Raw genomic sequence first — 16817 nt, 5'->3', positions numbered from 1 at the left:
TATAATATTACTATGCAAACAGTAAACTTTGATTTTACCAAGTTCTGGTAGGACTAGTCAATACTTTGACCACCGTTCTGGCTCTTGTCATCATCGATAAGGTGGGCCGCAAGAAACTGGTTTATTACGGAGTTTCGGGCATGGTGCTCTCTCTGGTCCTTATCGGTCTTTACTTCCTCTTCGGAGATTCCCTGGAAGTATCCAGCCTCTTCCTGCTCATTTTCTTCCTGTTCTATGTATTCTGCTGTGCTGTATCCATCTGTGCCGTGGTGTTTGTACTCCTCTCGGAGATGTATCCCACCAAGGTTCGCGGACTGGCCATGTCGATAGCAGGATTTGCTCTGTGGATCGGAACGTACCTGATCGGACAGTTAACCCCCTGGATGCTCCAGAACCTTACCCCCGCCGGAACATTCTTCCTGTTTGCCGTTATGTGCGTACCGTATATGCTAATTGTCTGGAAACTCGTGCCGGAGACTACCGGGAAGTCGCTGGAAGAGATTGAAAGATATTGGACCCGTTCGGAATAGTAAAACAAAAAGACCTTAATAACTTAATAATAAAAGATGTATGGATTTTAAGAAACTGGCAAATCAATACAAGGATGAACTCTTGGATAATGTTCTTCCTTTCTGGCTTGAAAACTCACAAGATCATGAATATGGAGGCTACTTCACCTGTTTGGATCGTGAAGGAAGAGTTTTCGATACAGATAAATTTATCTGGCTGCAAGGCCGCGAAGTGTGGATGTTCTCTATGCTTTACAATAAAGTGGAAAAACGTAAGGAATGGCTGGATTGTGCCGTTCAAGGTGGTGAGTTTTTAAAAAAATATGGACATGATGGAGACTATAACTGGTATTTTTCCCTTGACCGTTTGGGTAGACCATTGGTAGAACCATACAATATCTTTTCATATACATTCGCTGCCATGGCTTTCGGGCAATTAAGCCTTGCAACCGGTAATCAGGAATATGCTGACATTGCCAAGAAAACCTTCGATATTATCCTTTCCAAAGTAGATAATCCGAAAGGTAAATGGAATAAACTTCATCCGGGCACTCGTAATCTAAAAAATTTTGCCCTGCCGATGATACTATGCAATCTTGCTATGGAAATTGAGCATATTTTAGGCAAGGACTATTTGGAACAAGCGATGGATACTTGTATTCATGAAGTTATGTCTGTCTTCTATCGTCCCGAACTTGGTGGTATCATTGTTGAGAATGTAGATGTGAATGGTAATCTGATAGATTGCTTTGAAGGACGGCAGATTACCCCTGGCCATGCGATTGAAGCCATGTGGTTTATAATGGATTTAGGGAAACGCCTAAACCGTCCGGAATTAATCGAAAAGGCTAAGAATATCACTCTTACAATGCTTGAATATGGTTGGGATAAAGAATATGGAGGTATCTACTATTTTATGGATCGTAACGGTTGTCCTCCCCAACAACTGGAATGGGACCAGAAACTCTGGTGGGTGCATATTGAAACACTCATATCTCTTCTGAAGAGTTATCAATTGACCGGAGATAACCAATGTCTGGAATGGTTTGAAAAAGTACACGATTATACATGGACCCATTTTAAAGATAAAGAGCATCCCGAATGGTATGGATACTTAAATCGGAGAGGTGAAGTGCTACTACCACTCAAAGGAGGAAAATGGAAAGGATGTTTCCATGTACCAAGAGGGTTATACCAATGCTGGAAAGTATTGGAACAGCTATAAACAATAATGGATATGTTAACCAATCTATATTAATAATCTAAAAATTAATTCTATGACAGAGTTTAACTCAAAAATCAAGAAGAACTCTCGTATATTGAAAATATTTATGTTTTCAATCTGCGCGCTATTTGCATGTGCTATCAGTAGTCATGCACAGAGTTTAGTGAAAGGAACTGTTACTGATGGTATAGGAGAACCGCTACCAGGAGTAAGTGTTGTCGTAAAAGGAACTACTAATGGCACTATTACAGATGTAAATGGAAAATATAGCATTCAGGCCACCGCAAAAGACATTTTATCATTCTCATATGTTGGAATGTCAGATCAGGAAATAAAGGTAGCAGGTCAGACGACCATTAATGTGGTTATGAAAGATGATGTGGCAGCTTTGGATGAAGTGATTGTGGTAGGATATGGTACTGCCAAGAAGCAATCTTTAACCGGAGCCGTATCTGCGGTGAAAGGCGACGAACTGCTGAAAGCACCGGCAACCAATGTGTCGAGTCTTTTAGGTGGACGTTTGCCAGGTATTTCATCTGTTCAAGTATCTGGTGAACCCGGAGACGATCAGGCTACATTACGAGTTCGTGGCTCTATTTATAATGTTACTTATATAGTAGACGGAATGCCTCGTTCTATTAATGATATTGACCCTAATGATATCGAAAGTGTATCTGTTTTGAAAGATGGAGCTTCTGCAGCTGTTTATGGATTAAAAGGAGCCGGTGGTGTTATTATTATAACTACAAAAAAAGGTCAGGAAGGAAAATCCAAAATCACTTATAATGGTTCAATAGGAGCATCTATGAATGCAAACTTCCCGCAGTTTATGAATGGACCTCAATTTGCATATTATTATAATATGGCTGACATGATGGATAAAATGGCTAATGGAAGCATTTCAAACATTAGTCAATATAATCCCGTTTTTACAAAGGCGAATGTGGAAGCTATGTTGAATGGTGATCCTACTGACGGATGGGATAATGTTAACTATATTGATAAAGTATTCGGAACCGGTATTAATCAGAAACACAATGTAACAATACAGGGAGGTAGTGATAAGATGCGTTACTTTGCTTCTGTGGGTTATTTAGGTCAAAAAGGTAACATTGACAATTTCTCTTACAAGAGATACAATTTAAGAACTAATCTTGAGACCCAACTGGCTAAGAACTTCCAGTTAAGTTTAGGTATTGCAGGAAATGTCGGTAAACGTGAAACTCCGGGATATGCTTCAGGCGGTACGGATTCTAATTCCGAATTGGGTGAACAAGGTTGGTTGTCAGTAGCTCATCAGACTATAATGATGCATCCCTATTTGCCGGAAACATATGACGGACTTTATACTGCTACTACACAGAATAACACAAGTCTGCCCAACAGTCCGTTGGCTGCTATTTATGAATCCGGATACAAGCATACCAATAGCTTTGATTTGCAGACCAACATCTCATTGCAATACAATGTGCCTTGGGTTAAAGGTTTGAGTGTAAAAGTAACCGGAGCTTATGACTATACAACTTCTCATAATAAGAATTTGAATACGCCTTACTCCACATATATACATAAAATGCCGACTTCGACAGCAGATTGGACTTGGTCTAAAGCAGACGATCCTCGCGGCACAGCAAATGGAATAAATTTAGGTGAAGGACAGTATAGTTCTCATCAAATGGTAGGCCAAGGAAGTATAAACTATGCAAGCTCCTTCGGAAAACATAATGTAGAAGCAATGGTATTGGCAGAAATCCGGGATTATAAAGAAAACAGTTTCTCCGGCTATAATAAGAACATGAGTTTCTCTGAACTACCGGAATTGAGCTTTGGACAACCGGCAGACTCTCCAATCTCGGGATACAGTGATGCAAACCGTAGTATTGGTTATGTTTTTCGTTTGAAATATGACTATGACAATAAGTATTTGGCAGAGTTTACAGGTCGATATGATGGTTCTTACAAGTTTGCCGGCAATGTTAGTGGGAAACGTTGGGCATTCTTCCCGTCAGCATCAGTAGCTTGGAGAATATCTAAAGAAGATTTTATGTCTAGTCTGACATTTCTGGATGATATGAAGATACGTGCATCTGTCGGTTTATTAGGAAACGATGCAGTGAGTCCGTATGCTTTCCTTAGTACTTACAATTTGATGGATGGTAACAAAAATGCATACCAAACAATTCTGAATGGAAAAGTAATGCAAGCATTACGCGCCTCTGTAATTGCCAATCCTACTCTAACTTGGGAGAACACTTTAACCTACAATGCAGGATTTGACTTTACAATGTGGAATGGTCTGTTGGGAATGGAGTTTGACGCATTCTATAATTATACCTATGATATTTTGACAGCAATGGGAGGCGATTACCCCCCATCTATGGGAGGATATTATTATACTTATGCCAACTATAATAAGGTCGATAGCAAAGGCGTTGAAGTAACGGTGAGCCATCGTAATAAATTAAACTTGGCAGGCAAGCCATTCTCCTATGGCGCAAGCTTCAATCTGACATTTGCAAGAAACCGTTATCTCCGTTATCCGGATAGTCCGAACACAGTAGAGTGGAGAAAACGCACAGGACGTAGTGTCGATGCTTCTGTTGTGTGGGTTGCAGATGGCTTATTCCGTTCAGAAGAAGAAATAGACAATTCAGCCTGGTATGGCACTCGTCCTAATGTCGGTGATATCAAATACAGAGATTTAAATGGTGATGGCAAAATAGACGAAGATGACAGAACACGTGTTGGACGTGGCAATCGTCCCGAATTAACTTACGGTTTGAACCTGAATTGTGTCTGGAATGGATTCGATTTAAGTGCACAATTTACTGGAGGTGCACTGTTCGACGTATCATTGACGGGTACTTATTATAATGGTTATGACGACAACACTGTATGGACACAGGCATTTAAAGAAGGTGCCAACTCACCATTATATTTAGTTCAGAATGCATATACAGTAGAAAATCCGAATGGAACATTCCCACGACTTACACTGGGTAATCAAGGACATGGAGGAGATAATGGATTAGCTTCCACTTTCTGGTTACGTAACGGTAGATACCTTCGTCTCAAATCCGCACAATTGGGTTACACATTCCCCAAGAGATGGATGAGTCCTGTCGGCATTCAGAATCTTAGAATTTATGTAGAAGGTTCTAATTTATTTACGCTCTGCGGTCTTCCTGATGGAATCGATCCTGAATCTCCGGGAGTAAATAACGGATATTATCCTCAACAACGCACCATTATGGGCGGTATAACTTTGACTTTCTAAACCTTTAAAAGTTCTATTATGAAAACAAAAGTATTAAGTATCATATTGTTGGGAGCCTCTTTAGGGCTTGGCTCATGTAGTGATTATCTGGACATGACTCCAACGGACAGAGCATCAGATAAACTTGTATGGAGTAAACTCGACTATGCAGAACAGGCAGTCAACGATTTCTATCGCTATATAGATTATTTAGGAGTCTATCGGGACGGACAATGTTTGGCAGGAATGACAGAAGCTTTGACAGACCAGCTTAAATATGGTTCCTACAACTATATGGCTAAATGTCAGATCCCTAGTGAAATTGCTTATGGAGGTTCTGTTCTTACAGTGAATTATGTTAGTACTTACCTGGGCAACTGGGGGACGATGTACGAATATGTACGCCGTGTCAATGAAGGCATCAACAAATTAAAGAAATATGCTTCATTTGGTCAGACGGATGAAGAACGCCTGGAAGCTGAAATGCGTTTCTTCAGAGGGTATCTCTATACTGATTTATTAAAGCGTTATAAAGAAGTGATTATATACGATGAGAATCTGGATAATATAAAAAAGGATATGCCGGTTAGTTCGGAAGCTGATGGATGGAACTTTGTATATAATGACTTAAAATATGCCGGTGAACATTTGCCTGTTGATAAAACTCCTAACGGACGTCTTACTAGCGGAGCAGCTTATGCAATGTTATCAAGAGCCATGTTGTATGCAGAAAGATGGGATGACGCTCGCATCGCAGCGGAAAAGGTGATGGGAATGGGCTATGAACTGGAAGCAAAAGAAGACTATTCAAATGCCTTTAAAGCAGGAAGCAAAGAAGCCATTTTACAATATTGTTATGATAAGAGTTCCACTGTGACTCATGACTTTGATGGATATATGGTTCCTGGAGGTGATAAAGCATTGGATGGCAATTCCATGACTGGTGGATTCGGTACTCCGACACAAGAGATGGTTGAATCGTATGAATATGCAGATGGTAGTGGCTTCCCCGATTGGAGTGCATGGCATACTGCTGAAGGTACTACAACGACTCCTCCTTATGATAAACTAGAACCACGCTTTAAAGCTACCATTCTTTATAATGGAGCAACATGGAAAGGCAGAACAATAGAATCTTTCGTAAACGGTACTGATGGTTGGGCTGCATGGAAAACAGATACTAAACCAGAAGGACGTTCTACTACCGGGTATTATTTACGTAAACTGGTAGATGAAGCTCATAATTTTACTTCCATACAAGCCAGTACACAGCCATGGACCGAAATTCGTTACGCAGAGGTATTACTGAATCATGCAGAAGCATGTTATCATCTGAATGGCTATACGGATAAGGCAAATAAAGACATAAAAGATATTCGTAACAGAGTGGGATTGTCTTACACAGACAAAAGTGGGGATGATTTAATGAAAGCCATCCGTCAGGAACGCAAAGTAGAACTTGCTTATGAAGGACATTATTATTGGGACATGCGTCGTTGGAAATTATCTGCGACAGCATTTACCGGTATTCGTCTTCATGGAATGAAAATAGAGAAAAATGCAAATGGGTCTTTCACTTACATTTATACAGAATGTGATGATAAAGATCGTAATTTCCCGACTAAGATGTATCGTTTCCCAATGCCACAGGCAGAGTTGGACAATAACGGTGCGGTAACTCAATATGCAGAATGGCAATAAATCTAAAATGAAAACATTATGAAAAAGAATATATTATATCTATTATTAGGGATTTTGGCTCTCACGAGTTCTTGCCAGGATCCGGAATATGTGCTTCCTACTGCGGACAGACAGGGAATCACGAGCTTGACTGCACTCTTTACTTCTGGGCCATACGTGGATAAAGAGGCTGTGGTATATACTATTGCAGATGCTTCTGTAGATAAGTATGTAATTCCTATGCCATGGTATTATCCGGAAAATAGTGATAATGAAACTTCAGAATATATGAAAGCGATGAGGATTCAGGCAAAGTTGGCACCAAACTGTACTATTGAACCGGTTCTTTCAATTCTCGATCTGACTAAAGAGAATTATTTCACTTATACAGACGCTCAAGGATATAAGAAACAAATCTGCATCACAAGCGAAAGAGTTAAGTCTACTAAGTGTCAGTTATTAAGTTTCTCAATACCGTCTGAAGACATTACAGGTATTATTGATGAAGACCACAAAACTGTATCTTTAATCTCTGCGGAAGATTTATCTTCTTGCTTGGCAGATTATTCACTGTCGGCTCATGCGACCATGTCACCGGATCCTAAAACAGAGCCTCTTAATTTTAATTCACCTGTTGAGCTTACAGTGATTGCTCACGATGGAGTGACAAAGCAAACTTATACTATTCAAAAAGCAGTACCGGATAAGATTCCTTACGGATACAGAAAAGGTAGTGAAACAGAATTGTTTAAATTGGATATGGGAGTCATCGGATTACCTTGGACTGCTGCAAATGCACCTTCTTTGGCTGTTACCGGAAATAATTTGGTGGTTTGCCTGGGTGATGGTGCCACAACTCCTGCATATTACAATGCGTCTACAGGAAATAAGGTTGGTAATGTAACTTTGGGTAGTGTGAATGTTGCATCTTTAGGATGTATGACAAGTGATAGTAAAGGAAATATATTATTAGCAACGAAGGCTACTAATGGCAAGTCTTTCTCTATCTATAAGACTTCTTCTGTTACGACAGCTCCGACTTTATTGACTACTTATACTAATAATACAGGTTTGGATATGGGTACGAAAGTATCTGTTCAAGGAGATATTAATACTAATGCCTCTATAATTGCCACTTGTGATGGAACAGCCAGTTCAGGTTCCAATAAGTTTGTTCGTTGGATTATAACAGATGGCGTATTGGGAAGTCCTCAAGTTATTTCAGTAAACGGTGTAGGTAATTGGGGAGCACCTGCATCAAACACTAAAGTTGTGACTAAAGGAACTACTGCTCAAAGTGATTATTTCTTGTCATATTATGATCCTAACATACTTCATTGGGTGAATGGAGCAAATAATAATGCAAGTAAATCTTTGGAAGACTCCGACAATGGTAATTCTTGGGCAATGAATAACAATTGTCTGGATACAAGAAGCTTTAATAATGCACAATATCTTGTATTGGTATGTACAGCTCATTTCCCGCAATGGGGTGGAACTCCATGCTTATATATGTATGATGTAACGTCAGACGGCTCATTCACGGGTACGATATCTACTTCGGATGCTCTGTCATTCAATCCTTCACTTTCCTCATACAATTCATCCGATGGTATAGCTGCAACAGGTGATGTACTGCTTGCTCCGACAACAGATGGATATAAACTCCGTGCTTACTACGTGGATAACAACTGTAAGGTTATCGGAGGATATGAGTTTGATTGTATCGACAAATAATTAATTGATCTCTTTATTTCATATATGATGAGAAAGTATCCACTCATCATATATGGGATAAAGAAATCTGTAAATCATTTAAAGGAGTAGCTATATGTCAACAAAGAAAAAAATGTTATGGCTATTATCATTACTGCCTTTTTTCATAGCATGTGGTGATGATAATACTGATATTCCGGATTGGCCATGGGCAGAACCGGAGACTCCAACTGAACCTGTTGAAGCCAATCCTGATATTGTAAATTTAGGCTGGACCAATGTGAAAGACACTTATGGAATTTTGCCTGAACATATTAACGTATATAAGTCACCGGAAACACTGGAAGGTAAAAAAGCGATAGCCTATATTGCAGTAGGTGATATGAGTAAGGCAGCATTTGGTGTATTAGGAGAAAAGGCAGGATTGAAAAAGCCAAAGAAATTTTATGAAGAGAATAACTCCACAATTGTAATCAATGGAGGTTTCTTCTATGAGGGTTCATTAAGCCTGATATGGCGTAACGGCGAAATAGTATGCAAGAACAATGATGTAACAACAGAAGATTGGGTTAACGGCCCATTCTGGTATCCTGTATTAGCTGCATTCTGTGAAATGAATGATGGTTCATTTAAATCAATGTGGACTTACACTACACTATCCAATGTTACTTATTGGTATTCGGAGCCATCACCTGTGAAATCAGAAACAACTCCTAATGAAAGCTTTCCGTCTACAGGAACTGTCTTAAATGCTAAAACAGGAATAGGCGGTGGACCTGTACTTCTATTGGATGGGAATATTAAAAATACATATGAAGAAGAGATCTTATCAGACATTGGCGCCACTGCAAACAGACCACGCTCTGCCATTGGTATCACAAATGATAAAAAAATGATTCTTTTTGTATGTGAAGGAGATGGAATGACAACAGGAGTTGCTGGTATGACTACCGAAAATGTAGCTAACATTATGAAAACACTGGGATGTACGGATGCTATCAATCTGGACGGCGGTGGTTCTAGTTGCATGTTAGTCAATGGGCAAGAGACTATCAAGACAAGTGACTCTAGCGGAGACGAGAGATCCGTAGCATCAGTAGTTACTCTTAAATAAAAAAATAGTACTGCGGATCTATCGGCAGTATCTACCTAATAAAACAAGTATCATATGAGAAAATTTCTAAAAATACTAGCATTGACTTTCTTGGGAGCGGTTACAATAACCTCCTGTAGTGACGATTCTGATGGAATTCCCGGATGGCCGTGGAATGATAATTCGACAGAAAAGCCGGAAGAGCCAGATGTCACAGAAGCTAAACCACGATATATTTGGATTGATGCGGCTGCCAATTTCCCGGACTATGCCAATAATAAGGAAAACATAGCCAAAGATATGGCAAAGATAAAAGCGGCAGGTTTTACTGATATTATTGTCGATGTGCGTCCCACTACGGGAGATGTGTTATTCAATACTGATGTCGTAGATCAGGTGAAGCGCATGGATGTATGGGGAAATTCAGGGTATAGTTATTATGAACGAACCGAAACTTGGGATTACTTACAAGCATTTATTGATGAGGCCCGTAAACAGGAATTAAAAGTGAATGCTTCTATCAATACATTTGTAGGTGGTTATTTATGTCCATATAGTTTAGGACATGATGGAGTACTATTCCGTGATGATTCTAAAAAGGGATGGGCTAGTGTAGCTAATCTGGCCGATGGGCTAACGAATACAATGGATTTGTTGGATGATGGAGTTGATTATGGAGCGAAGTTCTTCAATCCGGCTAATGACGATGTACAAAACTTTGTTTTACAGTTGTTAGCCGACTTGGCTAAATATGATTTGGACGGCATCATACTAGACCGTTGTCGTTATGATGATTATGGTTTAGAAAGTGATTTTTCAGATATCTCCAAACAGAAGTTCGAAGAATACATCGGTGAAACTGTAGCCAACTTCCCGGCAGATATTATGGTACCCGGTACGGATGAAATACCTTCTGACCAGCCTGTTTATTTTAAGAAGTGGTTGGAGTTCAGAGCAAAAGTTATTCATGATTTCATAGTAAAGGCACGTGAGAAAGTTAAATCAGTCAACAACAATATCAAATTTGGAGTTTATGTCGGTGCCTGGTATTCAACATACTATACATCAGGTGTAAACTGGGCCAGCCCTAAATACAACACCTCCGCTTATTATCCGAAATGGGCTACTTCCGATTATAAGAATTATGGATATGCGGACCATTTGGATTATATCTTTTTGGGTGCCTATGCTTCCGTGAACAATATATATGGAAGCGGAGAATGGACTATGGAAGGTTTTTGTAAGAATGGACGTGAACTGTTACAGGGAGATGTACCTTTTGCAGGCGGACCGGATATAGGTAACAGTACCGGATGGACTGACGGAGGACAATCCGCAAAAATACCGGATGCTATTGATGCTTGTATCAATAACAGTGACGGCTTCTTTGCCTTCGACCTTTGTCACGTTAAGAAATACGACTATTGGAACGCTTTTAAAACAGGCTTTGATAAATATCTGAAATCTATCGAAGAATAAGGTTTGGACTAACCAACTAATTATGAAAATATATTTATTACAATTCTTTTTATTAATGGGTCTGGGCTTGAATTTGCAAGCCCAAATTCCTTCTAACCCTATTCGTGGGAAAGTGACTTGTAATGGGACAGGAATCCCGGGAATAGTAGTTACCGACGGAATAGACTGTACGCTGACTGACCAACAAGGCCAATATACTCTTCCCCCTAACAGGGATGTTCGTTTCATTTATTTATCCACTCCTTCCGGATATTTACCGAAAACAGAACAAACACTCCCTTTATTCTATCAAAAGCTGGATTCGGCCCAGCAAGGTGCTTACGACTTCGAATTGGTAAGAAATACGCAAAATGAGAACAATCATCTGTTTTTGGTACAGGCAGATGTACAGGTAACTTCCAAGGATGATGTAAAAGCTTATGCTAAATACCTGCAGGATATGAAAGAATATATTCGTCCGTATACAGGCAAAAAAGAAGTATTCGGCATAGATTGTGGGGATATCGTAGGAGATACTCCTTCTTTATATCCTTCCTATATAAATACGGTATCATCACTAGAGATTCCCATTTATCGGGCAATCGGTAATCACGACATGACGTATGGAGGACGTACTTTTGAATACTCTTATCGCACTTTCGAAAGTTATTTCGGTCCTATCTACTATTCTTTTAATAAAGGAAACGCGCATTATATCGTGCTTGACAATTGCTTTTATGTCAACCGTGACTATCAATATATAGGTTACATCGATGAACGTACTTTCCAATGGCTGGAGAAAGATCTCTCTTATGTGTCCAAAGACAAACTTGTCTTTGTAGTAATGCACATTCCTTCCAGTCTTGAGAAGAAGCTAAGGTATAACACGCTGGATCAAGATGAAACGGTCAATACAGCTGCACTATACAAATTATTGGAGGGGTACAATGCCCACATCATTTCCGGACATACACATTTCAATGTGAATGTATGCTTTAATGACTCATTAATGGAGCATAACACGGCTGCTGTATGCGGTACCTGGTGGCGTGCGGACATCAATGTGGATGGTACTCCGAGGGGGTACGGAGTGTATGAAGTAGACGGGAATCAAGTGAAATGGATCTATAAAAGTGCAGGTTACCCGAAAGAGCATCAGTTACATGTATATCCAGCCGGTTCATCTGACGAGCACCCTTCCGATATAATTGCTAATGTATGGAACTGGGATGAACAGTGGAAAGTGGAATGGTATGAAAACGGAAAACGAATGGGAGAAATGCAACGCTACAAAGGATATGATCCTGCAGCCAAAGCAATCTGTTCTGACAAAGAAAAAGTGAAATATGAATGGATTTCCCCGGTTCTTACCGAACATCTTTTTCATGCTACTCCCCGCAATAAGAATGCTAAAATGGAAGTGAAAGTGACAGATCGCTTCGGCAACGTGTATACTAAAGTTATAGAAAACAAATAAGGATCATATGTTGAAAGCCAAATATTTTATATTATTGATATGCTTGTCGTTTCTCCTCAAGGCAGAAGCGAAAGTAACCCTTACTTCCATTTGGGGGGATAATATGGTGTTACAGCAACAATCGGAAGTTACTTTTTCCGGAACAGCAACTTCGGGAAAACGTGTACAGGCTACCGCTTCATGGAATAATAAAAAAATCCAAACGAACGTTGATGCAAAAGGTGAATGGAAACTTTCTCTCCAAACACCGGTAGCTGGAGGTCCGTATAGTATTACGTTCTCGGATGGAGAGGACCTCACATTGCAGAATATTTTAATAGGAGAAGTCTGGTTCTGTTCCGGACAGTCGAATATGGAAATGCCAGTGAAAGGATTCCGTGGACAGCCTGTGTTTGGTTCCCAGCCGTACATTGTATCTGCTAATCCCAAACGTCCACTGCGTCTCTATACTGTAAAAAATGCTTGGAGTACCATTCCACAGGAAGCTGGGGTGGACGGAGAATGGAAAGAAGCCTCTCCGGAAGATGTTGCTGATTTCAGTGCAACTGCTTATTTCTTTGGCAATCAGTTACAGCAATCTTTGGATGTTCCCGTCGGTCTGATACATTGTTCCTGGAGCATGTCAAAAATAGAGGCTTGGATGAATAAAGAGACTTTATCGGGCTTTCCGGAAATAGCATTGCCTGATGTAGCACAGAAAGAGTTCGGGTGGACGGCAGGGACTCCTACATTGTTGTGGAATGCAATGGTGAATCCATGGAAAGGATTTCCTGTTAAAGGAGTGATTTGGTATCAAGGTGAAGCAAACACACCCGATCCCGGATTATATAAGAGATTATTTCCTGCAATGGTTTCTCAATGGAGAACATTCTTCAACAATCCCCAAATGCCATTTTATTACGTACAGATTGCGCCATGGAAATCGGAAGGCAATGATAAACTGGATTGGGCTTGGTTCCGCCAGTGTCAGTTGGAGTTGATGTCAGCTGTTCCAAATGTTGGGATGGTGACCACAGGTGACGCCGGGAGTGAAAACTTTATTCATTCGCCCTATAAGATAAAGGTCGGTGAACGACTGGCTTATTGGGCATTGGCAAAAACGTATCATCGTAAAGGTATTCAATATTCGGGTCCTATATACAAATCCCACCGGGTAAAAGGGAATGTAGTAGAAATAGACTTTGAACATGGTGAAGAAGGATTGACTCCGGAAAATCAAAACGTGAAAGGATTTGAAATAGTGGGGACGGATGGTATATTCCGACCGGCCAAAGCGGAAATTATCAATGGTTCTTCTACTGTAAAGGTCTGGAATAATTCGATCAATGACCCCATAGAGGTACGTTATTGTTTCCGGAATTATATGTTGGGAGAATTATGCAATAATGCGGCTATTCCTGCTTCTCCTTTCCGGATTGTAATCAAAAAGAAACCTGCACTGATGTGGTTCGATGCCGAAGCTAATTTCGAACGTTTCAGCCATAAAGACTCAATTGACTATTATTTGGAGAAAATCAAATCAGTTGGTTTTACCCATGCAATAGTGGACATCCGACCCATTACCGGAGAAGTACTTTATCAAAGTCAGTTTGCCCCACAAATGAAAGAGTGGAAAGGCGCAAAGGCCGGGAATTTTGATTATTTGCAATACTTCATTAAAAAAGGGCATGAATTGGGGATTGAGGTTCATGCTTCATTAAATGTATTTTGTGCCGGGCACAATTATTTCGATCGTGGAATGGTGTATAGCGGACATTCGGACTGGGCATCCATGGTATATACTCCCGAGAAAGGCATTATTCCGATTACGGAAGAAAAACAGAAATATGGTGCTATGATTAATCCTTTGAACGAGGAATATCGTACGCATATTCTAAATGTACTGAAAGAAGTAGTGACCAAATATCCTGATTTGGATGGCCTGATGCTCGACCGTGTACGTTATGATGGTATAACAGCTGACTTCTCGCTGCTTTCACGTGAAAAGTTTGAAGCATATATAGGTAAAAAAGTGGCTAAGTTCCCCGAAGATATTTTTGTTTGGAAGAAGAATACGGACGGAAAGTTTATCACACAACCGAGAAAGTATTTCCATAAATGGATTGAATGGAGAACGAAAAATATTACTGATTTTATGGCATTGGCACGTAAGGAAGTGAAGGCTGCCAATCCAAAAGTTTCTTTTGGCACATATACCGGAGCTTGGTATCCATCTTATTACGAAGTGGGAGTTAATTTCGCTAGCAAAAAGTATGATCCGGCTCAAGACTTTAGTTGGGCCACTCCCGAATATAAAAATTACGGATACGCAGAACTAATCGATTTGTATGCAACTGGAAATTACTATACAGACATAACGATAGAGGAATACAAAAAAACGAACCGCAACATCTGGAACGAGACAGACTCGCAAGCTCAAGCCGGTACATGGTACTGTGTAGAAGGTTCCTGTCAGCACTTGCGTCAGATTCTTAAAGATAACAAGTTTATGGGGGGTATCTTGGTGGATCAATTCTATGATAATCCGGGGAAATTGTCCGAAACAATAGAAATGAACCTTCGTCGATCGGATGGACTAATGGTGTTTGATATAGTACACATCATCCAAAAGAATCTTTGGAAAGAAGTAGAAAAAGGAATGCGTGAGGGAGGATCTTTATGAACAACAGAGCTTTAGCTTTAGATGCCTTACGAGGATATGCAATTATTACGATGGTACTTTCGGCTACCATCGTAACGCATGTTCTTCCCGGTTGGATGAGCCATGCTCAAACACCTCCGCCGGATCATGTGTTTAATCCTCTGTTGCCCGGTATTACTTGGGTAGATCTTGTGTTTCCTTTTTTCCTGTTCGCTATGGGAGCTGCGTTTCCTTTTTCCATAAGGAAACGTGCTGAAAAAGGTGATTCAAAGCTAAAACTCGTTTATGAAGCTGTCAAACGAGGGATTCAGTTGACTTTCTTTGCTATTTTCATCCAGCATTTTTATCCGTATATGTTAAGTTCCCCGCAAGATATGAGGGCATGGCTGCTGGCTATACTCTGTTTTGCTGTTCTATTTCCCATGTTCATGCGTATTCCTTTGAAAATGCCGGATTGGGCACATACTTCAATAAAAGTTGGAGCTTACATTGTTGCTGCTATTATGTTGGCTACCACTTCTTATGCGGATGGGAAAACATTCAGCTTATTCTCCAGCAACATCATAATTTTACTGTTAGCCAATATGGCTATTTTCGGTTCTATCCTTTACATTTTCACAATGCATAATCGTTGGATGCGTTTAGGAATTCTGATATTGTTGATGGCTATGATATTAGGAAGTACAGTTGATGGTTCGTGGACACAGAGTGTGTTTAATTATACTCCTTTGCTGTGGATGTATCGGTTTGACTATTTGAAATACTTATTTATCGTTATTCCCGGCAGTATAGCCGGTGAGTATTTAGCGGAGTGGATGAAAGCATATCAAAAAGAGACGGATGATTATGCTACATCTCCTTATCGTAAAATGAGTATTATGCTAATGATATTATCCGTTGTTATCATCATTGGCAATCTTTACGGTCTATACACTCGTAATTTGGTTGTTAATCTGGTGATTACTGTTTTATTGTTATTAACTGGCAAGTGTGTATTTCCACATAAGGTGGATGGAATAGCTTTATTATGGAAAAAGTTGTTTAACGCAGGAGCATATTTACTTCTTCTGGGTTTGTGTTTTGAGCCTTTCCAGAATGGCATTAAAAAAGATCCAACTACTTTTAGTTATTTCTTTGTAACTTCCGGGTTGGCTTTTCTGGCTCTTTTATTTCTAAGTATCGTTTGTGATTATTTCCGATGTGTCAAAAGTACTCGTTTTTTGGTGATGTCCGGTCAGAATCCGATGATAGCTTATGTGGTCGGCGATTTGTTGATTATGCCATTGGCTAATATACTTGGAATTGCTTCATTATTATCTTATTTTCAACAAAATGCCTGGTTGGGATTTCTTCAAGGAGTAATCCTTACTTCTTTGGCTGTTTTAGTAACTATGTTCTTCACAAAAATCAAATGGTTTTGGAGAACATAAATATCAATGTGATTATTTTATATTAAATTGATCGACATATTATCGTTTTTTCTTTGATTCTACTATTTTTCACTTTTTATGAATGAAAGAAAGTAGAGCGAGAAAACAATAAAATACGGTATTTATATGCATAATTGCGAATAAAAGAACGGTCGTTTGCATATAAATTACCGTATTGTTTGTGGAAAATACACGGTTGATTGTAATGAAACGTACGGTTCGTTTTAAAGAAACATACGGTTGGTTTATAAGAAACGCCACGTACGTTTAAAAGAAAGCTATTTTGACTCATAAAAATAGGATTTATTGATTTATTAGAAGTACTTTTATGA

General features: G+C 39.6%; 9 protein-coding genes and 1 pseudogene. All 10 read left to right on the top strand.

The features are described 5' to 3' along the window. Positions 1-32 precede the first annotated feature (32 nt). A pseudogene (locus DW862_RS11385) lies at positions 33-530 on the top strand (MFS transporter); the annotation flags it as partial. A 40-nt stretch (positions 531-570) separates the two neighbouring features. Beyond that, the gene (locus tag DW862_RS11380; protein WP_008651671.1) at positions 571-1734 is read left to right on the top strand and encodes an AGE family epimerase/isomerase; all 1164 of its coding nucleotides are present in this window, start codon (positions 571-573) and stop codon (positions 1732-1734) included. 52 nt (positions 1735-1786) lie between these two features. After that, positions 1787-5011, top strand: coding sequence for a TonB-dependent receptor (locus DW862_RS11375; RefSeq protein WP_120068254.1), 3225 nt, complete (start codon positions 1787-1789; stop codon positions 5009-5011). An 18-nt stretch (positions 5012-5029) separates the two neighbouring features. Continuing rightward, the gene (locus DW862_RS11370; RefSeq protein WP_120068251.1) at positions 5030-6691 is read left to right on the top strand and encodes a RagB/SusD family nutrient uptake outer membrane protein; all 1662 of its coding nucleotides are present in this window, start codon (positions 5030-5032) and stop codon (positions 6689-6691) included. Positions 6692-6709: 18 nt separating this feature from the next. Further along, positions 6710-8407 (top strand): DUF5018 domain-containing protein, encoded by a 1698-nt coding sequence (locus tag DW862_RS11365; RefSeq protein WP_120068248.1) that lies wholly within the window; start codon positions 6710-6712, stop codon positions 8405-8407. 94 nt (positions 8408-8501) lie between these two features. Further along, positions 8502-9500 carry a phosphodiester glycosidase family protein gene (locus DW862_RS11360; protein ID WP_120068245.1) on the top strand — a complete coding sequence of 333 codons (999 nt, stop codon included), beginning with the start codon at positions 8502-8504 and terminating at the stop codon, positions 9498-9500. Between the two features lie 54 nt (positions 9501-9554). Continuing rightward, positions 9555-10958, top strand: a complete 1404-nt coding sequence (locus tag DW862_RS11355; protein ID WP_120068240.1) for an alpha amylase family protein — start codon at positions 9555-9557, stop codon at positions 10956-10958. 22 nt (positions 10959-10980) lie between these two features. Beyond that, on the top strand, positions 10981-12414 hold the full coding sequence (locus tag DW862_RS11350) for a calcineurin-like phosphoesterase family protein (protein ID WP_120068237.1): 1434 nt from the start codon (positions 10981-10983) through the stop codon (positions 12412-12414). 7 nt (positions 12415-12421) lie between these two features. Further along, a complete protein-coding gene (locus tag DW862_RS11345) occupies positions 12422-15076 on the top strand; it encodes an alpha amylase family protein (protein ID WP_120068234.1) in 2655 nt (884 codons plus the stop codon). After that, entirely contained in the window at positions 15073-16485 is a 1413-nt protein-coding gene (locus DW862_RS11340) for a DUF5009 domain-containing protein (RefSeq protein ID WP_120068229.1), read from the top strand. Before DW862_RS11345 ends, DW862_RS11340 begins: the two co-directional genes overlap by 4 nt. Positions 16486-16817 lie beyond the last annotated feature (332 nt).

Origin of the sequence: Bacteroides sp. AM37-9 (assembly GCF_003603455.1) — a bacterium.
Taxonomy (GTDB): Bacteria; Bacteroidota; Bacteroidia; order Bacteroidales; family Bacteroidaceae; genus Bacteroides; species Bacteroides xylanisolvens.
Note: the sequence above shows the minus strand (reverse complement) of the source record. Positions and strands in the feature narration are given on the sequence as shown.